Here is a 20017-nt window from a genome sequence, read left to right on the forward strand (position 1 = left end):
GGGCAGCCGCAATCAGTTCGAAACGATGAGCTTCGGCGCTTCGAGATTTTCCGACGGCAGCGACCACTTCTTCAGCATTTCCGCCTGCGCACCCGACTTCTGCAGCGCGACGAGCGCCGCCATCACTGCCGCGCGAAACTCCGGCTTGTCCTTCGGTACGCCGATTCCCACCGAATAGGGCAGCGTCACGGCCGTGGCCTTCTCGAGCTTGTCCGGATAGGCCTTCACAGCCTGATCGACAGTGTTCACGTCGTTGATGTAGGTGTCCGCGCGGCCCGCGAGAATCGCCTGAATGCAGTTTGCGTTGTTGTCGTAGAGCTGAACCGTCGCTTCAGATTTGCCCGCCGCCTTGCATGCGGGCGCGAGGTTGTTGATCAGCGGCACTTCGACATAGCCGGTGTTTTCCGCGGCGGTCGTGCCGCACATCGACGCGTTGATGCCGGTGATCTTCTTCGGATTGCCCTTTGCGACGAGCACGCCGTCGAACACCTTCGAATACGTGATGAAGTCCGCCGCCTTCGCACGTTCTTCGGTTGCATAGATGTCGGAGATCACGATATCGGCCTGGCCGCTTTGCAGCGTCGTCAGCAACGCGGCGAACGTCACCGGCTTATAGGCCATTTTGAAGCCGAGGCAATCGCCGATCGCTTCGCCGAGGTCGATATCGAAGCCGATGTATTTGCTCGGATCGTTCGGGTCGAGCGCTTCGTAGCCCGGCGTATGCGGGTTGATCGCATTGGTCAGCGTTTTGCCCTTGTACTGCGGGTATTTCGCCTGCAGCGCCTTGCACTCCGCGGGGGTCGCGGTGCCCGCGGCCATCGCGGGGCGAGCGCCCACTACCAGCAGCGCCAGCAGACAGAGCGCGCCCATGACGAGGTCGCGCCAGCGCCCGCGAGCGGCCGCCAAGCGCTGCCGGCCATGCCCGTAGTCGATAAGTTCTGTATGCATCGGGAGACTCCGTGAGCGGCAGATGTCAACGGCACACACCATGTACGCCTCATTGCATCGCACGAGCCCAAGCGTAGGCAGCCGAAATTCGACGGACTTGTCTCGGCGCGCACAAATACCTGGATTCAGGCGAAGAAGCGGGGCCCGACCGACGCGGGCGCACGCGAAAGAATCGGCTACCGCGATGAGTCGAATAAGCAATTTGCTGATTCGCCATGCCATTCACGGGACACGCAGCGAACTCTACAGTTCACCCCATGCTGTAGGAAAACGGTAACCCCTCAACTTCACTTCCTTCTTGGAGATCCATCATGGTCGGAACCTTCGCTTTCGCTTACTGGGTCAGCCTGTTCGCGCTGTTCGCAGTGTTCGCCGTCACGGGCATGGTCGGAATCGGCGCCGCGTTCGGCGCACTGCTTAAGGTGCGCGCCTATCCGGCGCGCGTGTTCGGGGCGGTGGCGGGTGCGGTGATCGGCTTTGCGCTGCTGGGCGCACTGCCGATCTTCGGTTGAGTCGATGGGCGGCGCGCACCGGATTGAGTGCGCGCCGCGCATGTTTGTCGCGTCACCTTATCTGGCCACTCTTACGGCCTGTTGCCGTCGCAGCAGTATTTTCAAAAACTTTGCATACTACGCGCGACGGCTTTCGCGCCGAGTCACACGATAGAAAATCACTAAGAGGTGGTAGATGAAAACAATGACGGGGTGGACCGTCCGGGGTAGGCTGGTCGCGGGTTTCGGATCGGTTCTTGTTGCAGTGATCGCGCTCGCCGCGATTGCGATCTACCAGGTCGAGAACGTACGCATGCGGCTCGACGACATCATCGATGTAAACGGCGTGAAAGAGCGTTATGCGATCAACTTTCGCGGCAGCGTTCATGACCGTTCCATTGCCGTGCGCGATGTGACGCTCGTCCCGCCGGAAGAATTGCCGAAAGTCGTCGACCATATCAACAGCCTCGAGGCCGACTACGAGCACTCCGCGCAGCCGTTCAGCCAGATCTTCGAACAGGCGGCCGACGTCACCCCCGAAGAACGGCAGATCTACGGGCGCATCACGGCCGCTCGCGAACGGACGATACCGCTGATCAGCCGTATCATCGAGCTGCAAAAGAGCGGCGACACCGATGGCGCGCGCAAACTGCTGCTTGCCGAAGCACGGCCGGCCTTCGTCGATTGGCTCGCGGCGATCAACACGATGATCGACTATGAAGAGTCGCTGAGCCAGGACGAAGGCGAACGCGCACGCGAGATCAGCAAGCAGTTCCGCCTGTTGATGGCAACGCTCACGGCGCTCGCCTGTCTGTTCAGTGCCGGCGTTGCATGGCTTGTCGTGCGTAACATCACACGGTCGCTCGGCGCGGATCCGCGCGACATGATCGCGTTCGCCGAGTCGATCGAGGCAGGCGACCTGTCGCGCCGCGCGCCGGTCCGGGCCGGCGACACGTCGAGCGTGATGGCCACCGTCACACGGATGCGCAATAACCTCGCGGACATCGTGCAGCAGGTGCGGCAAGCCGCGCACGGCGTCGCGGACGCGAGCCGCGAGATCGCGCAGGGCAATGGCGATCTCGACGAGCGCACGCACGGCCAGGCGGCCGCACTTGAACAGGCAACCAATGCGCTCGGAAAGTTCGACGCCAGTGTTCAGTCGAACGCGGACAATGCGGTGCATGCCGATGAACTCGCGAAACGCGCGTCGGTGACCGCGAGCGAAGGCGGCGATGCGGTCGGCCGTGTCGTCGATACGATGCACGGCATCAATACGTCGTCGAACCGTATCGGCGAGATCATTTCGGTGATCGATTCGATCGCCTTCCAGACCAATATTCTCGCGCTCAATGCCGCTGTCGAAGCCGCGCGCGCGGGCGCGCAAGGACGGGGATTCGCGGTGGTCGCCGGCGAGGTGCGCGTGCTTGCGCAACGCAGCGCGGAAGCCGCCCGGGAAGTCAAAGCGTTGGTGCAGGAGAGCAGCGCGCGCGTGGGTGAAGGCACGCGGCTCGTCGACGATGCGGGTTCGACGATCGCCGAGGTGGTGTCGTCGTCGGGCAGCGTGACGACGATCATGAGCGAAATCAACGATGCGTGCCGGCAACAAACGCAACAGATCAGCGAGGTGCGCGCGATGATCGATCAGCTCGAAAATGGCACGCGCCAGAATGTGGCGCTCGTGCAGCAGTCGGGCGCGGCGGCCGATGCGCTGCTCGCGCAAGCGGAGCACTTGCTGACGGCGGTGGGCGTGTTCAAGCTCGACGGCAGCGCCAGGGAGGGCCATCGGGACGACGCTGGGTCGAGCTTCAACACGGCATCGCCCGTTGTTCCGATGCTTTCAGCCGCCGCGGCGTGAGCACGGCCTGAACGCAACCTGAACGCACCTGAGCGAGACCTGAGCGCGACCTGAGCCCGGCTTCCGCTGTTTATCGTTGCAAGCGCAACGTTCGACGAACTTACCGCAAACTTCATCGAAAATATCGTTTGCCTAACCATAAGTCACGGCAACAATCGGTAATGGAATAGCCCTTCCGCCAAGCACGTTCTTCGTTCGACTCGACCGTCCCCACGTCGCATGATGCCGGGCGTCGAGCCCCGCCCAATCACGACCAGAACGAGGTAGAACGTGCCGAACGATAACTCCAGCAATACCGATGATTTCGATCAACCGGCTGCCGCGCCCGGCATCGGGCGCCGTTCATTCATGCTCGGCATGCCCGGCGCGCTGCTGGCGGGCGCGTCGCTCGCCTCGCAACCTGCAAGCGCGGCACCCGCCGATGCATCCGCCAATATCCATGACGAGCCTGTCAAAATCCCGTCGCGGCCATGGAAGGTAGCCTTCGAAGAGCATTACATGACGTCGCATTTCGACAGCATCGTTCGTAAGGACACGAAAGTCGCGGCGCGCACCGGCGTCTACGCCGACCTGCTCGACGTCGACACCAAACGCATCGAACTGATGGATCGCGCGGGCATTCAATACGCGATCCTTTCGTTGAACACGCCCGGCATCCAGGGCGAGACCGATCCCGCCGCCGCGGTGAGCGACGCGCGCTACGCAAACGACGAACTGCGCCGTATCGTCGACCGGCGTCCCGGCAGACTCGGCGCTTTCGCCGCACTACCGATGCAGGACCCGGCCGCCGCAGCCGACGAGCTCGATCGAGCGGTGCGCGAGCTCGGGTTTCACGCGCCGCTCGTCAACAGTTTTTCGAATCTGCACACGGAAAACGGCGTCGTCTATCTCGACGAACCGCAATACCTGCCGTTCTGGGAACGCGTGCAAGACCTCGGCGTGCCGCTGTATCTGCATCCGCGCAATCCGGTGCCGAGTCAGCAGTTGATGTTTCGCGACCATCCCGAGCTGCTTGCCGCAACGTGGGCCTACCTCGTCGAAACATCGACGCATGCGCTGCGGCTGATTACGAGCGGCCTCTTCGATCGCTACCCCGATTTGCAGATCTGCCTCGGTCATCTCGGCGAGTCGCTGCCGTTCATGGCGTGGCGCGTATCGGCCGTGTATGCGCGGCACGCGCATCGCGTCAAACTGAAACACGACCTCCTGACCTATCTGAAGACGAACTTCCGCTATACGACCGCGGGTTTCTTCGATACCACCGCAACGGTTGAGGTTATGAATTTCGTCGGCCGCGATCGTGTCTATTTCTCGACCGACTACCCGTGGATGGATATGGTGCAAGGCGGGCAATGGCTCGACAATGCGGAGTTGAGCGATGCCGACCGCTGGCGTATCGGGCGCGCAAATGCCGTGGAGCTTTTCAGGCTCAAACTTGCGCCAACCGCTTGAGCAAATCCCGAACGCATCGTCCAAAGGCTTGCACGTACGCGCCGAAGCGAATAGCCGAATGCTCAAGCATGCCTTACGATTCAGGCTATGAACGATGCCATCCACCTGCGCGCCGCGACGCCCGACGACGAACCGTTCCTGATCGAGCTGCGCAAGCTCACGATGACCGGGCATCTCGAGCGCGCAGGCGAACCGGTCGACGACGAGTCGCACCGGCTGCGCGCGCGCTCGAACCTGCACAGCGCGCAGATCGTCTGCTGCAACGGCGCGGATATCGGTCTGATCAAGCTCGTTCGCTCCGCAACCATCTGGCACCTTCAACAGTTACAGATACTGCCTGAGTATCAAGGCCGAGGCATCGGCACAGCGGTGATTCGTGCCATGCTCGCTGATGCGCATCACGCGCGCGTCCCGGTTTCGCTAAATGTGTTGCACGGCAATCCCGCGCTGCGCTTATATAAGCGGCTCGGTTTTCAGGTGGCCGGCGAAACCTCAATCGAACTGAAAATGACCTGCAGGCCTTAGCATCGCCACGCGCATCATCGGATCGCATCGCGTCATTCCTGCCTCATTTCCGGCCGATAGAATGGCCGTCGACGTCACAATAAACGCGCTCGACTCCTCTTCAAACACACGAGGGCTTCCAATGAACATTCGTCGAAAACTTGCCATGACGCTATTGGCTTCGCTTGGCGGGCTGACCGCAATGGCATCCCCGGCAACCGCGCATGCCGATACTGAACGCTATACACCGGAACCGATGTGCAAGACGATGGACCCCCAAACCGGCATCGAGGCAACGGCACGCGAACAGATAGCCAAGACGCCGCGCGGACAGTTCGCTTACTATCGGCTCGGCCAGGGCAGCCCGCTCGTGCTCGTCACGGGCTTTCGCGCGACGCTGACCGAGTGGGACGCGGCGTTTCTGACCGAACTCGCGAAGCATCATGATGTGATTGTCTTCGACAATCGTGGCGTCGGCCGCTCGGAGGCCGACACGAGCACGTTCTCGATCGACGATATGGCGCGCGATACAGCCGCCCTGATCGACGCGCTGCATCTGCGGAAGCCGACCGTGGTCGGCTGGTCGATGGGCGGCGCAATCGTTCAGCAGCTCGCTATCGACTCGCCCGCGTCGATCGGCAGGATGGTGCTGTTGAGCGCGCCCGCGCCCGGCAGCTTCGGCACGCCGCTATCGCCGCAGGTCGAAGCGACACTGTCCGGAAAGCCCGGCGTCACGCTGGCCGACGTGATGGGTGCGCTGTTTCCCGCAGCCGATGTGAGCAACGCCGAGCGCTGTTTCAAGCAGGATATGTTCACGCCGGCGGACTACGGCAAACACTCGATTTCAAGCACGGTTACCGCGGGCCAAACCGAAGCGCTGCGCCACTGGGAGTCGAACGACAAGGCCGGGCAGGCGCTGCGCGCGGTGCGTATCCCGACGCTCGTCATGAGCGGCAATGACGATACGGTAGTGGTACAGAAGAATGCGGAAGCGCTCAAGCAACTGCTGCCGGATGCGCGCTTGCTGGTCGTCGACGGAGCGGGCCACGCGATGATGTATCAATATCCGGTGGCGCTCGCCCGCACGATCCATTCATTTGCGGACGAGTGATACGCCGGCATACCGCGACGCGCCGCTGCTTTGTTTCAGGTCTTGGCGGCGGCGTCGTTCAGCATCACCGTCCAGCCGAGTCCGCGCACATTGCGTATCACGGACAGGCCGAACTTCTTGCGCACCGAGTGGATCAGCACGTCCACCGCATTGCTTTCCACCTCTTTCCCCCATCCGTACAAGCGGTCTTCGAGCTGCTCGCGCGAAAGGATCGTGCCGGGCCGCTCGAGAAACGCGAGCATCAGCGCGAATTCGCGCGCGGACAGCACCGAGGTCACGCCATTGACGCATAGCGTGCGCTTGTCGAGATCGAGGCTCAGGTTTTCGTCGCCGAGACGCGACACCGCGTAACCGGCCTTGCGCCTGATTACCGCGCGGATTCTCGCAAGCAGTTCCGGCACCTGGAACGGCTTGAGCATATAGTCGTCCGCACCGAGATCGAGCCCTTGCACGCGCGCGTCGAGATCGTCGCGCGCAGTCAGAATCAGCACCGGGACCGGGTTGCCTTTCGAGCGGCAGGTTTTCAGCAGTTCAATGCCGCTCATGCCCGGCAAGCCGAGATCGAGCAGCACGACCGTGTATTCGGCGGCTTCGATCGCCGCGCAGCCGGCTATGCCATCCCGTACCCAGTCGACGCTGTAATCCGCGTCTTTTAGCGCACGCAGCAGGCTCTGTCCGATCTGCAGGTCGTCTTCAATCAGTAGCACTCGCATGATGTCGTGTCACGGCAACGGGAACGGGTGTTCGATCTGCGGCGCGAGGCCGGGTATCGGAATAATAGCCGACTCGCGAGCGGTCAGGACAACGGAAATAGCGCACGTTGGCTTCGTTGTACCCACCACTAGCCAGACTGCATAACAGGGCCGCCAACAGCGGGTGCGCGGCGCTTCATACAAAAAAAGCCGACCGCCTAAGCGGTCGGCCGAAAGATTCTGGCCTACACCGATCGCCGAGCCAGAATCAGAGGGGCCGTCTATGCGGATCAGCGGGGAGCATGATGGTCGCGGCCGGGTCTCGGGGAACGATTCAATCGTACGTGCGAAGAATGAGCCTTGAATGAGCCATGAATGACCCAAGCGGCAGACGGCCAGGCGGCCACCCATCGTTAGGCCGCGCGCGTGAAACCGATCGATGCGACGATGCCCGTCTGGCCATCGTCGCGATTCCTCAGCGAGGCCGTGCCGCCGTATTTGGCGACGATCGCCTTCACGATGGAAAGGCCAAGGCCGCTGCCTTCAATATCGGTATTCGCGCGAAAGAAACGGTCGAACACGCGCGGCAGCAGCTCCTCCGCGATGCCCGGACCGGTATCGATCACTTCGATCCAGACCATGTCGTTGCGCACTTCGGTGCGCAAGTCGACCTTGCCGCCGTCCGGCGTATAGCGAATGGCATTGCTGACGAGGTTGCGGATCGCGATGCCGAGATCCGCTTCGATCGCGCGCACTTTCGCGCTCGCCATCTCTTCCGCGCCGATGTCGATATTGCGTTTCATCGCGATCGGCAGCGCTTCGGCGACAGCCGCGACGACCACTTCCGATATGTCCACCTGCGTCACCGCCTCGCGTTGCAGCGACGCGTCGGCACGCGCAAGACGCAGCATTTGCGCGATCATGCTGCCGCTGCGCGCAATGCCGCGGCGCAGCTCCTGGAAACGCTCCTGATTGCCCGGCGCGATATCGCGTTGCAGATTGTCCGCCTGCAATTGCAATGCGGTGAGCGGAGTACGCAATTCGTGCGCCGCATCGGAGATAAACTTCCGTTCACTCTCCATCGACCGCGCGAGACGTTCGATCATCCGGTTGATCGAATCGACGAACGGGCGCAGTTCGATCGGCACACCGGTGGTCGGCAGCGCCTGCAGATGGGCAGCGTCGACCCCCCGCACCTCCGAACCGAGGCGGTTCAACTGGCGGAAAGAGAAGCGCACCACGAGCATCACCGCCGCGCACACGAGCGGCACCAGCACGAGAATCGGCCACAGTGTATTGACGGCGGCCTCCTCCGCGAGCTGGTGGCGCACCGATGAGCGCTGCGCTACCTGAATCACCTTGGGCGGCTCGCGCAGCGTATAAATGCGCCACTGTTCGCCGTTCACCATCTCCGAGCTGAAGCCGGCCGGCGCCTCGCGCGGCAGCGGCAACGACGAGTCGGTTGAACGGTATGGCGTTTCGAGGTCGTCGCGCCAGATCGTGATCAGGATGTCGCGCGCCGGCTGCGATCCGCGCGCGGCAATCGTCGGAATCGCATCGCCGAGGCTGCCGCGCAGCCGGTTGGCGACCTGCTCGAGACGCAGATCGAGCAGCGCGCTCATCCCCGCTTTGGACAACTGATACGAACTGATGCCCTGCACAATGCCGACGATGCTGACGACCGCGCACAATGCAAGGACGAGTTGAGTTCTTAATGACTTGATCATGGCGGCGCGGCGACAGAATGACGTTGACGAAGACGCCCGAGTCCATCCGGAAGCGGAACGCCCGGCCCGCGGAAGCGGGATCCGGCCGATCGCGAAGCGACAAAACAAGCCCTCGGCAAGAGCCTTTTTGCGAATCGATTCTACTCTACGCGTCGTCATGCAACGCTCGAAGGAAAGCACATGTGAACTGCCCGTACGCGAAGGGCGCGCAGTTCAAGCTGCGCGCCCTCGGTAAAGTCCGGCGCGCTGTCAATGCGCCGTGGCACGGGGATGGCGTCCGCACTGATCAGTGATGCTGATAGATCGATTTCAGGCCGATGTCGTTGACCGGATTGAATGCGGGGGCGCCGGACTTCGAGCTGCCGCTGGCCACGCCGCCGTAGCTATCGGCATTGGCTGCCTGCGACGCATCGGTAGCCGGTGCTTGCGCCGGTGCGGTGGCCGCAGCCGGTTGGCTTTGGTCGGCGGCGGGCGCGTAGCCGATTTCTTCTACTTGAATGATCTGCACATACTCGCCCGTATCGGCGGGCTGCTGAGCGGACTGCGGTGCGGTCTGCGCAAAGCAGGCAACCGGAAGAGCAAGAGCAGCGGCAACTGCAACGACTTTGATGAGCGATTTCATGGTAATTCCCTCCAGTGGTTTTGATGGTTCGTGGTTCAGGCGTTGTGTCTTCCCACGGAAACCATCGTACTGGGCGAGAATTAGCGGGAAATGAGTCGTGCTTGCCGTGTGCGCGACTTCATCCGCCTATGCCGCGCGCCCATCCTAGCGCGCGCCGGCGAATACAAAGACATCCGAACCGTTAACTCCTGGCAGCGCGACAAGCAGCTGCGATTCGTCGAGCACCGCGGCGCCCGATATCGTTGCATTGGCATCGATACACGGCGCGCCGTTATACGTGACCGACACGTCGTAGGCGGTGATGCCGCTGCTCGGCGTCAGCGAGCCGCGAAACTCGCAGCCGTTGGCCGTCTTGCCGGCCAGCAGGCCGCTCGAGGTAACCGTCACCTGCGTGGCGGTGGCGCCCTGCAGCGAGCTCCCTGTGCCGCTATACAAGCCCTGGACCGATGCGAGCGACGGCGGTTCGCCGAGGATCAGCGCGGGACTCGCGTTGAACGCCACGTTGTCCGTCTTGTCGCCGGGCACGGCGACAAAACCACTGACGGCCGGCGAGCGCGCAAAGTCGATATCGACCTGCACCGGTGTCGCCTTGCGCGGCTGAACCAGTCGATACCGTGTTGCCTGCCTGCTTTGGTACTTGCCGTCCTTTGCCTGTTCAGCGTTGCGTACGATCACGACGTCGTCGATGGCGGGCCGCGCGGCCGACGGTGTTCGATAGAAGAGATACGCGCTGCCGTCGAGCTTCGCGAGCAACGTCAGCCTCTGTTGCGTGGACAACGGTCCGGTATAGATGCCCGCGGAAGACTGGATGACAGGGGTCGTTTCGGATTCGGAGGCGAGCTTGCTGCTGCTGCATGCGGCAAGCGAAACGCACAGCGCGACACCAACGGCAGTTGTTTTCATGGTTAAGGCCTGCGTGGGTACGGAACACTCGCAGTGTGCAGCGTTTTTTGACGATTGTCGCCAGAAAATCGCCAAAAAATTAAGGCCGGCCGCGCGATGCGCACAGCCGGCCTCATGCTTGCGGCCCAACTGGATCGATCCGCTGGGCATCAACGCCAGTATGTGTACCCGTAGTAGTGCGGACGGTGCCACCAGTACGGATTGCCGTAGTAGTAGCCGGCGACGACCGGCGGAGCCGCATAGACCACCGGCGCCGGCGGCGGCGCGTAGTAGACAGGCGGAGGCGCGGCATACACGGGCGCGGGCACGGCCGGCACGATTGGCATCACCGGTGCGATGCCGACTCCGACGAACACATGCGCCTGCGCGACGCCGATCATGCCGCCGCTCAGCACGGCGGCGACTATCAGGTAGCGAATCCCTTTCATGTTGTTCTCCTCGAACAGCGATGCAGTCGTTCGATGCATCGTTCAATCGGGATTCTGGTCGCGAACAATGAGCAAAGAATGAGGACGGCATGACTGGGCCTCATTTACCGCTCATTTGCGCTCCCTACGATGCAGGCATCGATACAGCACGTACTGCAAAGGAGACGATCATGTTCGCGTGGCTAGCCGGAAAACTGGAAGCGCTGTTTTCGCCAATCGCTAACGAAAACGCCACCGCAGGCCGCTTTGCGGCGAACGACGACCCGCTTGAGTTTGACTACCGGATGCGGCTGCTGGGCCTGAACGAATGTTCGTACCATCTGCATTCGAACGTGATGCCGGGCGACAAAGACAGATAAGAAGGCGTAGCGCGGCTACTTCAAATGCACCGATGCGAGCAGCTCGGCGATACCGAGCCATGCGATCTGCACGCCGATGCACAACAGCACGAAGGCAAGCAGCCGCATCGCGACCTGAATCCCGACCGCGCCGAGCAGCCGTTCGAGATGCCCGGCGAAGCGCACGCAAATGTAGATGCTCGCGCACAGAATAGCGAGCGCGACGCCGACACCGGCGATATGAGCCGCCGATAATCCCTCCCTGGGCGACCCCGTGCCCAATGCGATGGCAACCGAGATCGCGCCGGGCCCAACGGTGATCGGCAGCGTCAACGGATAGAACGCCTTCGCGCGCAGCGATGCGCCGTGTTCGATCTGGGTTTCGGCGTGGGCTTCTTTTTCGGGGTCGTCGTCGGTGGGGGCCTGCAGCAGCGTCCATCCGGCCATCGCGATCACGATGCCGCCCGCCACACGCAACACCGGCACCGAGATGCCGAAGAACGACAGCACGTACGCGCCGATCGACAACGAGCCGAGCAGAATGAACAGGCTGTTGATCGAGATGCGCATGGCCAGTTCGGCGCGCTGCGCCTGCGTCACGTGCGGGATCATCGTCAGCGTGATGATTGCGGTGGCCGGCGGGTTGATGACCGGAAAGAGCCCGGTCACCAGCAGCAGAATAGTTTTGAGCAGTTCGTTCAGCATAGGCCAGGCGGTCGTGGGCTCCGACCGCCTTTTTACCAGGGTCCCGCGCGCCTGGCAAGGTGAATTCGCTGCCGCTCGGTGCAGTCACTCAGTGCGGTCGCTCATTGCGGTCGCTCAGTGCGCCGCCGACGCCGCCCCGCCCGCGCCACCCTTAACCGGCTTCGTCAGCCAGATGAGTGGAATGATCACGATAAAGATCACCGCGGAGAGCCAGAAGATGTCGTTCAACCCTAACATCGCGGCCTGTGCGTTCAACGACCGCTCGAAGAATGCCAGCGCCTGGCTGCTGTTGCCGCCGAGCGTCGCATGCAGCGAATCGACGGCGCCGGTAAACAAGGGATTATTGACACTCGCCTGCTCCATCAATTGCGAATGATGGAGGATGGTGCGGTTGTTCCAGCCCGTCGTCGCGAGCGAGGTGCCGACGCCGCCCGCGAACACACGCACGAAATTCGACAGGCCGGCGGCCGCCGGAATCCGCTCGGGCGCAAGACCCGACAGGATGATCGCCGTGAGCGGCACGAAAAACAGCGCGGTCGGAATGCCTTGCAGCAGCGTCGGCAGAATAAGCGTCCAGGCGTCGACGCCGGTCGTGTAATTCGAGCGCATGAAGAACACGATCGCATAGCCGACGAACGCGAGTGTCGCAAGAATGCGCGCATCCGATTTCGGCATGATCTTCGCCATCACCGGTGCGAGCAACACCGCGAAGATGCCGAGCGGCGCCGTCACGAGGCCCGCGTCAACCGACCGATAGTTCAGGTAACCCTGAATCCACTGCGGCAGAATCACAAGATTCGAAAAGAACACTGCATATGCAACGGAAATCGCGATCGTGCCGCCGCGGAAATTGCGAACTGCAAAAAGGCGCAGGTCGACAATCGGCGCCTTTTCCGTCAGCTCCCAGATCAGGAAAAACACGAAGCTGATTGCAGCAATCACGGCAAGTGCGCAGATTACCGGCGAATTGAACCAGTCGAGGTCTTTGCCTTTATCGAGCATGATTTGCAGCGTCGCGACCCATGCGATCAGCGAAAGCAGACCAATCTTGTCGATCGGCAGACGCCGCGCCGGCGTTTCGCGCTTGCGATAGATCATCCATGTCACGGCGGCCGCAAACAAACCGACCGGAATGTTGATATAGAAAATCCACGACCACGAATAGCTATCGGTAATCCAGCCGCCGAGCGCCGGGCCCGCAATCGGGCCGACGGTGGCCGTCATCGCCCATAGCGCGAGCGCCGTCGAGCTTTTCGCCTTCGGATACGAGGCGAGCAGAATGGCTTGCGACAGCGGAATCAGCGGCCCCGCCACCGCGCCCTGCAGCACGCGAGCAGCAAGCAGCACGATCAGGTTCGGTGCGATGCCGCACAGCCACGACGACAGCACGAACAGCAGAATCGCGCCGACAAACAGTTTGATCTGGCCGACACGCTGCGTGAGCCATCCGGTCAGCGGAATCGCCACCGCATTCGCAGCGGAAAAGAGCGTGATCACCCATGTGCCCTCGTCGACCGACACGCCGAGGTTGCCGGAGATGGTTGGGATCGCAACATTCGCGATCGACGAGTCGAGCACATTCATGAACGTCGCCAAGGCAACGGCGAGCGTCGCGAGCACCAGCTTTCCGCCCGAAAGCGGCGGTGGACTGGCTGTGTTCGTCGAAGCATCCATGATGTCGTTTCCTTCGGTTCGCTAGCGTTCTTGCGCGAATAATCTGACTTGTCAGATAGATGAATAAAAAAATGGCGAGGCGCGTCGAGAGATCGACTCAACTGGCCGGCTGCGTGGAATCGCGCCGCGCAGCCGTCTTTGCCGACGCCGTTTTCGTCGAACGGCCCGGCTTTGTGGCGTCCGCTGCAACCGGGGTCTCGCCGACCGTGTTCTGCGCGATGATTCGTGCGATTTCGTCGTCGGCCTGCGCGCCGTAATCGGCAAATACGTCGGTTCGATAGCGGGTGTTGAGCGCCGCGCCCAGTTGGCTGCCCGATTCGTCGCGCGTGTCGACATCGACCTGCATCGACAGTCCGATACGCAACGGGTGAGCGTCGAGCTCCTTCTGATCGAGCTGGATGCGCACCGGCAGGCGCTGTACGACCTTGATCCAGTTGCCCGTCGCGTTCTGCGCGGGCAACACGGCAAATGCAGCGCCGGTGCCTGCCGAAAAGCCGACCACACGTCCGTGATATTCGACGCTGCCGCCATAGACGTCGGCGGTCAATGTCACAGGCTGGCCAATGCGCATGTGCCGCAGCTGGCTTTCCTTGTAGTTCGCGTCCACCCACACGCCGTCGAGCGGCACGATCGCCATCAGCGGCGTGCCCGGTGCGACGCGCTGACCGACCTGCACCGAGCGCCGCGCGACGTAACCGGTAACCGGTGCGGGCAAGGTATTGCGCGCATATTCGAGGTACGCGGCGCGCACTTTCGATGCGGCGGCCCGCACGTCGGGGTGATCGGCGACCGTCGTGCGGTCGGTCAATGCGCGGTTCGACTGAGCCTGCTGACGCGCCGCGTCGAGCGCCGCTTGCGCGGCAGCCACGGCGTCGCGCGCGTGAGCGACATCTTCGGCGGACACCGCGCCGGTATCGGATACGGCTTGCCGGCGGCGCAAATCGGCAGTCGCGCGATCGAGGTCGGACTTGCGCTGCGCGACCGTCGCACTATAGAAATCGTTGTTCACATACAGGCTGCTGACGCGCCGCACCGTTTGCCCAAGCGTCGCTTCCGCGTTGCCGAGCGCAATCTTCGCATCGGCCGCGTCGAGTGTAACGACGGTGTCGCCGGCCTTGACGGTCTGTGTATCGTCGGCGTTGACGGCAACGACGGTGCCCGTGACCTGCGGCGTCAGCTGGACGAGGTTGCCGCTCACATACGCGTCGTCGGTATCTTCGTGGTAGCGCGCATAGGTCATGTAATACGCGCCGTACGCCGCGCTCGCGACGACGATCGCCACGCCGAGCATCGAAAGCAGCAGCTTGCGCTTGCGCGACTGCGGCTCCGCTTGCGGCTCCGCTTTGCGTTGCGATGCCGACGCTGCCGCGCCGGCCATCGCCGGTTTCGTCTGGTCCTGGATATCTGTTTCGCTCATTTCAATTCTCCAAGGCTGGGTTGTTCTTGTGTGGTGTCCGTGTAGCCGCCGCCCAGTGCCTGGGCAAGCGCGATCTGCTGGTCGCGGCGATTCATCCGCAGGTTCGCGACTGCCTGATCCGCGGACAGCGCGGTCACGTCCGCGTTGAGCACGGTCAGCTGATTCGTGAGGCCGGCCTTGTATTGCGTCAACGCAAGTTCGTCGGCGCGGCGTGCGGCGCTTTGCGCGGTCTGCGCGTCGGTCAGTTGTCCGTCGGTGGCGCGGATATCCGCGAGTTGGGTCGCAACCTCGCTCAGCGCGGTGACGAGCGTCTGGTTGTATGTCGCGACCGCATAGTCGAATTCCGCGTAGCGTCCCTTCAGCTTCGCGCGCAACTCGCCCGCGTCGAAGATCGGCAGATGAACGGCGGGACCGACCGAAGCCGTGCGGCTCGCCGCCGTCAGGAAGCGGCCGAAGCCGAATGCGTCGAAACCGATCGCCGCGCTCAGGTTGATGTCGGGATAAAACTCGGCCTTTACCGACTTCACTTCATGCGTCAGCCCGTCGACGCGCCAGCGCGCGGCGACGATATCGGGCCGGCGGCTCACGAGGTCCGCAGGCAGGTTGTCCGGCAGCCGCACTTCGTCGCCGGTGCCGAGTGTGGGACGCGCAATCTCGAGCCCGCGGTCCGGGCCTTCACCGAGCAGTGCGGCGAGTTCGTAGCGCGTCGTGACGATCGAACCGTCGATTGCCTTCAACGCGGCACGGCTCGTCGCGAGATTCGCTTGCGCGGTCTTGAGTTCGACGTCCGTATCGAGACCCGTCGCGATGCGGCCCGCCGTGATGCGTTCGATCCGTTCGCGTTGCGCGATCTCCTGCGCGGCGATATCGCGCAGCACATAGAGCCTCGCGAGCTGGTTATAAGCGCGCGCGACCGCCGTCGTGAGCGTCAGCCGCACGACTTGCGCATCGGCTTCGCTTGCTTGCAGTTGCGACAGCGCCGCCTTCGACGCTTCGCGGTTTTTTCCCCACAAGTCGAGCTCGTATGATGCGCTGAGCAACCCGGTGTTCTGCGACTGCCAGGTCCCGGCGTAGGGCGGCGGTATGAACGACGCGCCCGAAAGCTGCTCGCGCGTGTACGAATAGCTCGCGTCCGCGCGCGGCAACGTCGCGGCTTTCGCGGTCTCGCTATAAGCCGTTGCCGCCGCGACCCGCGCACTCGCCTGCGCGATGGTCGGGCTGCCGCGCAAGGCCTCGTCGATCAGCGCCTTCAGTTGCGCGTCGCCGAACTGATCGGCCCAGTCGGCCGCCGGCCAGCGGCCGCCTTCGGCCGGCACGCTCTGCTGCGTCGCGTATTGCTGCGGTTCGGCGATCTGCTGATCGCCGTGGATGCCCGCATAGTTCACGCACGCGGACAACACCGCCGCGCCGATCACCGAGAAGCCGGCTTTGAGTCCGCGGGACGCGTAGCACGTCGATTTTGTTTGACTATCCATTTTCTGACCTATCAGATATATGGGTAAAAAAACGCTCAATTTCTTATCAGCTTGTGCAGCAAGCGGCGCAATTCGTCGTACTCGATGTCGGTGAAGCTCTGCAGGCGTCCGTTGAGCACGTCCGGCGCGACTTCGGTGATACGCAACGCAGCCGCGCGTCCTACCGCCGTGAGCTGCAGATTGACCACCCTGCGGTCTGCCAGATCGCGCGAACGGGCCAGCAGATCGAGCGCTTCGAGCTTGTCGAGAAGACGCGTCATCAGGCCTGTATCGACGCCCAGGTGACGTGCCAGACTGGCCGGCGTCGTACAGGTACCGCGCAGCAGCGACATCAGGATTCCGGAGTGTTGGGCCTTGATGTTCAGCTCCTTCAGCGCGGCGTCCATATCCGCTGCCAACTGGTTACGCGCCTTGTTGAGCAGGAAACCGACGCTCTCGGACTGCTGGTAGTTGTCTTGCGTATAGAACGGCATCTCTGACTCCTCATTTGCTGCACGAACAATAGCTGATAGGTCAGATATGTTCAAGCGAATTTTTTAACGCATCAATGCGGCAGGGGAGCGTACCGGGAAAGAAAGAATGGCGCCGCAGAGGGCGCGAGACGCTTATTCGGCGATGAATTTGCGCAGCAGACGGCGCAGCTCCTCGACCTCGGCCTTCGTGAACTTTTTCAGGCGTTCGTTCAGCACTGCGGGCGCGATTTCGGGGAGCCGCGCGGCCACCGCGCGGCCGGCGCCGGTCAGCGTCAGATTGACGACGCGCCGGTCTTCCGCGTCGCGCGAGCGCACCACCAGCCCTTTGGTTTCGAGCTTGTCGAGCATGCGCGTCATCAGGCCCGTGTCCATGCCGAGCAACTTCGACAGCTCGAACGGCGTGCTCGCCGTTTGCTGTTTCAGCGCCAGCAAGATGCCCATCTGCTGACTCGAGATGTCGACTTCCTTGAGCGCCGCATCCATTTCCATCAGGATCAGATTGCGCGCCTTGTTCAATGCGAAGCCGACACTGTCCATCAGATTGAAATTCTCTTTTGTGTAATGCCGCACGGGAATCTCCTCGATGAACGCATGCTGGTGGCTGACTGACGAGTCAGATACTACCAAATCAGTTCTCGCACGACGAGCGGAACCGGCGCGCACAGGCGAACGCCGCCGCACCCCACCTCTCGCCTTTTACTTCAGACCAAGACGCTTCGCGAGCCGGTTCAGATTGGCGCGGTCCATGCCGAGCGCACGCGCAACGGCTGCCCAATTGTTGTCGTGCCGCTCCAGTGCGTCAGCCACGAGCGAGCGTTCGAAAGCGGTGACCGAGCTGCGAAAGTCTTCCAGCGGCGCGTCCGTCGTATCCGCGCTGTTCTGCTTGTCATGCGGCGCTGGGCGCGGCGCGACAATCGACGCCTGCGCGGTCGATATGCCGAGGTCGGCCGCCGTCAACGTGAGGATGCGCGGCCGTTCGCGATGCCGCGACAGCGCCTTGAAAGCACTGCGGCCGATCATGTGTTCGAGCTCGCGCACGTTGCCGGGCCACCGGTACGCGAGCAATGCAGCCTGCGCATCGCTCGCGAGCCGGATGCTCAGAAGGCCAAGTCGCGCGCGGTTTTCCTCGAGGAAGAAACCCGCCAGCAGCAACACGTCGCGCCCGCGCTCGCGCAACGGCGGCACGCGCAGCGGGTAGACGCTCAACCGGTGATACAGGTCCGCGCGGAACCGGCCAACGCGCACTTCTTCGGCGAGATCGCGGTTGGTCGCGGCAATCAACCGCACGTCGACCTTGTGTTCGCTGTCCGAGCCGATACGCTGCAACTGCCCGTTTTGCAGCACGCGCAGCAGCTTGGCCTGCACCGCAAGCGGCAATTCGCCGACTTCATCGAGCAGCAGCGTGCCGCCATCGGCCAGTTCGAACTTGCCGCAGCGGTCCGACGATGCGCCCGAAAACGCGCCGCGCACATGGCCGAACAATTCGCTTTCAACCAGCGTGTCGGGCAGCGCCGCACAGTTCAGGCTGATCAACGTCTTGTTTGCGCGCGGCGATCCTGCGTGAATTGCGTTCGCGACCAGTTCCTTACCGACACCCGTTTCGCCTGTCACCAGCACGGTCAGGTCGCTGTTAGCGACCGTGCGGATTTCGTCAAGCAATTGCTGACGCGCAGCACTGCTACCGATAATTTCGCGCGTCCTTGGGCCGCTCGCCTGCCGGTACGCTTCGGCTCGCTCACGCTCCTCTTCGGTTACGCGTGCGAGCGAATCGATACGCTCGGCGACACTGACCGTGGCAGCAGCAAGACTCAGGAATGCCTGCAAGAGGCGCATGTCGAGGCTGTCGAAGCGCGCCGGGTCCAGGGCATCGAGCGTCAGTAGGCCCCACGGGCGTTCGTTGATGTAAATCGGGCAGCCGAGACAGTCATGTACTTCGAGATCGCCGCTTACGCCGTGAACCAGGCCGTCGTAGGGATCCGGCAAACCCGAATCGGCCGGAAAGCGGGTGGGGTCGCGGCGCGCGAACAGCGCGACGAAGCGCGGATGGTCGCTGACGCGAAAGCGCCGGCCGAGCGTATCGCTCGTCAGGCCGTCGATGGCAAGTGGCACGAGCATGTCGCCCTCGAGCCGCAGCAGCGCGGCCGCGTCGCCAGGAAAAAGCTCGCGCAGCGTCGCGAGCAGACGCCGGTAGCGCTCGCTATCGGACAGGTCGTGCGAGAGGTCCTGAACCAGCGGGATCAGCGCGTCGAGCACGCCAGATGCAGTCGCTTTGACTTCGTACGCAGTCGATTCGACTCGTGTCATAGTCACTTCATCTATTCGCAAAGCACTGATTTTAATACAACTCAGAGCTGGCCCGTTCTATGCACTATTCCGCCCGAGTTCTAGCAGGGTATTCCGCCCACTCTCATTCGAAGAGGTAAGTTTCATGCTGTCGACCGAACATCGCACCATCGTCAAAGCCACCATTCCGCTGCTCGAAAGCGGCGGCGAGGCGCTCATCTCGCACTTCTACAGGACGATGCTCGCCGAGTATCCGCAAGTGCGCCCGCTTTTCAATCAGGCACACCAGGCAAACGGCGACCAGGCGCGCGCGCTCGCCAACGGCGTATTGATGTACGCACGCCATATCGATCAGCTCGAGCAGCTGGGCGGTCTGGTTTCGCAGATCGTCAACAAGCACGTGTCGCTGAATATCCTGCCCGAGCATTATCCGATCGTCGGCGCGTGTCTGCTGCGAGCGATCCGCGAAGTGCTCGGGCCGGAGATCGCAACCGATGCGGTGATCGAGGCGTGGGGTGCCGCCTACCAGCAGCTCGCCGATATCCTGATTGGCCTCGAGGAAAGCGCGTACGCGGCGAAAGAGGCGGCGCAGGGCGGCTGGCGCGGCACGCGCAAGTTCACGGTGGCGCGCAAGGTACGCGAAAGCGACGAGATCACGTCGTTCTATCTGCGCCCCGCGGACGGCGGCGCATTGCTCGACTTCAAGCCGGGGCAGTTCATCGCGCTGCGTCTTCTGATCGACGGCGAGGAAGTGCGCCGCAACTATTCGCTGTCGGCGGCGCCGAACGGACACGAGTACCGGATCAGCGTGAAGCGCGAGCCCAACGGCAAGGTATCGAATTACCTGCACGATCATGTGATCGAGGAAGACACGCTCGACGTGTTCGCGCCGTCCGGCGATTTCACGCTCGAAGACAGC

General features: G+C 62.6%; 20 protein-coding genes. 7 read left to right on the forward strand and 13 right to left on the reverse strand.

Annotation, left to right across the window (positions count from 1 at the left end):
* Positions 1-12 precede the first annotated feature (12 nt).
* Positions 13-948 carry an ABC transporter substrate-binding protein gene (locus ACYPXD_RS19940; protein ID WP_459714894.1) on the reverse strand — a complete coding sequence of 312 codons (936 nt, stop codon included), beginning with the start codon at positions 946-948 and terminating at the stop codon, positions 13-15.
* Between the two features lie 311 nt (positions 949-1259).
* Between ACYPXD_RS19940 and ACYPXD_RS19945 the strand changes: the two genes are divergently transcribed.
* The 5 genes from ACYPXD_RS19945 to ACYPXD_RS19965 all read left to right on the forward strand — a co-directional run bounded on the left by ACYPXD_RS19945 (position 1260) and on the right by ACYPXD_RS19965 (position 6361).
* Positions 1260-1460 carry a hypothetical protein gene (locus ACYPXD_RS19945; RefSeq protein ID WP_459714896.1) on the forward strand — a complete coding sequence of 67 codons (201 nt, stop codon included), beginning with the start codon at positions 1260-1262 and terminating at the stop codon, positions 1458-1460.
* Between the two features lie 175 nt (positions 1461-1635).
* Positions 1636-3294 (forward strand): methyl-accepting chemotaxis protein, encoded by a 1659-nt coding sequence (locus tag ACYPXD_RS19950; protein ID WP_459714898.1) that lies wholly within the window; start codon positions 1636-1638, stop codon positions 3292-3294.
* Between the two features lie 270 nt (positions 3295-3564).
* On the forward strand, positions 3565-4746 hold the full coding sequence (locus ACYPXD_RS19955) for an amidohydrolase family protein (protein WP_459714900.1): 1182 nt from the start codon (positions 3565-3567) through the stop codon (positions 4744-4746).
* 87 nt (positions 4747-4833) lie between these two features.
* Positions 4834-5271 carry a GNAT family N-acetyltransferase gene (locus tag ACYPXD_RS19960; RefSeq protein WP_459714902.1) on the forward strand — a complete coding sequence of 146 codons (438 nt, stop codon included), beginning with the start codon at positions 4834-4836 and terminating at the stop codon, positions 5269-5271.
* Between the two features lie 121 nt (positions 5272-5392).
* Complete coding sequence (locus ACYPXD_RS19965) at positions 5393-6361, forward strand: alpha/beta fold hydrolase (protein ID WP_459714905.1); 969 nt, start codon at positions 5393-5395, stop codon at positions 6359-6361.
* A 35-nt stretch (positions 6362-6396) separates the two neighbouring features.
* Here ACYPXD_RS19965 and ACYPXD_RS19970 read toward each other — a convergent pair whose 3' ends face one another.
* The 5 genes from ACYPXD_RS19970 to ACYPXD_RS19990 form a co-directional block, all read right to left on the reverse strand.
* Entirely contained in the window at positions 6397-7074 is a 678-nt protein-coding gene (locus ACYPXD_RS19970; RefSeq protein ID WP_459714907.1) for a response regulator transcription factor, read from the reverse strand.
* Positions 7075-7466: 392 nt separating this feature from the next.
* Entirely contained in the window at positions 7467-8780 is a 1314-nt protein-coding gene (locus ACYPXD_RS19975) for an ATP-binding protein (RefSeq protein WP_459714909.1), read from the reverse strand.
* 286 nt (positions 8781-9066) lie between these two features.
* A complete protein-coding gene (locus ACYPXD_RS19980; RefSeq protein WP_459714911.1) occupies positions 9067-9402 on the reverse strand; it encodes a DUF4148 domain-containing protein in 336 nt (111 codons plus the stop codon).
* A gap of 144 nt (positions 9403-9546) precedes the next feature.
* The gene (locus ACYPXD_RS19985) at positions 9547-10305 is read right to left on the reverse strand and encodes a hypothetical protein (protein ID WP_459714913.1); all 759 of its coding nucleotides are present in this window, start codon (positions 10303-10305) and stop codon (positions 9547-9549) included.
* Between the two features lie 149 nt (positions 10306-10454).
* Positions 10455-10772, reverse strand: a complete 318-nt coding sequence (locus tag ACYPXD_RS19990; RefSeq protein WP_459714915.1) for a hypothetical protein — start codon at positions 10770-10772, stop codon at positions 10455-10457.
* 50 nt (positions 10773-10822) lie between these two features.
* Here ACYPXD_RS19990 and ACYPXD_RS19995 point away from each other — a divergent pair, with 50 nt between their 5' ends.
* The gene (locus ACYPXD_RS19995; RefSeq protein WP_459714917.1) at positions 10823-11092 is read left to right on the forward strand and encodes a hypothetical protein; all 270 of its coding nucleotides are present in this window, start codon (positions 10823-10825) and stop codon (positions 11090-11092) included.
* A 15-nt stretch (positions 11093-11107) separates the two neighbouring features.
* On the opposite strand, the gene ACYPXD_RS20000 is transcribed toward ACYPXD_RS19995, so the two are convergent.
* The 7 genes from ACYPXD_RS20000 to norR all read right to left on the reverse strand — a co-directional run bounded on the left by ACYPXD_RS20000 (position 11108) and on the right by norR (position 19119).
* On the reverse strand, positions 11108-11776 hold the full coding sequence (locus tag ACYPXD_RS20000; protein WP_459714918.1) for a MarC family protein: 669 nt from the start codon (positions 11774-11776) through the stop codon (positions 11108-11110).
* 114 nt (positions 11777-11890) lie between these two features.
* Positions 11891-13450 (reverse strand): DHA2 family efflux MFS transporter permease subunit, encoded by a 1560-nt coding sequence (locus ACYPXD_RS20005; protein WP_459714919.1) that lies wholly within the window; start codon positions 13448-13450, stop codon positions 11891-11893.
* 97 nt (positions 13451-13547) lie between these two features.
* Positions 13548-14828 (reverse strand): HlyD family secretion protein, encoded by a 1281-nt coding sequence (locus ACYPXD_RS20010; RefSeq protein WP_459714958.1) that lies wholly within the window; start codon positions 14826-14828, stop codon positions 13548-13550.
* 35 nt (positions 14829-14863) lie between these two features.
* Positions 14864-16342, reverse strand: coding sequence for an efflux transporter outer membrane subunit (locus ACYPXD_RS20015; RefSeq protein WP_459714921.1), 1479 nt, complete (start codon positions 16340-16342; stop codon positions 14864-14866).
* A 35-nt stretch (positions 16343-16377) separates the two neighbouring features.
* On the reverse strand, positions 16378-16815 hold the full coding sequence (locus ACYPXD_RS20020) for a MarR family winged helix-turn-helix transcriptional regulator (RefSeq protein ID WP_459714924.1): 438 nt from the start codon (positions 16813-16815) through the stop codon (positions 16378-16380).
* 132 nt (positions 16816-16947) lie between these two features.
* On the reverse strand, positions 16948-17385 hold the full coding sequence (locus tag ACYPXD_RS20025) for a MarR family winged helix-turn-helix transcriptional regulator (RefSeq protein ID WP_459714960.1): 438 nt from the start codon (positions 17383-17385) through the stop codon (positions 16948-16950).
* A 126-nt stretch (positions 17386-17511) separates the two neighbouring features.
* Positions 17512-19119 carry a nitric oxide reductase transcriptional regulator NorR gene (gene norR / locus ACYPXD_RS20030; protein ID WP_459714927.1) on the reverse strand — a complete coding sequence of 536 codons (1608 nt, stop codon included), beginning with the start codon at positions 19117-19119 and terminating at the stop codon, positions 17512-17514.
* A 124-nt stretch (positions 19120-19243) separates the two neighbouring features.
* On the opposite strand from norR, the gene ACYPXD_RS20035 reads away from it, so the two are divergent.
* Positions 19244-20017: globin domain-containing protein (locus ACYPXD_RS20035; RefSeq protein ID WP_459714929.1), on the forward strand; the 774-nt coding region annotated here is incomplete at its 3' end.

Source organism: Paraburkholderia sp. 2C (assembly GCF_054589215.1).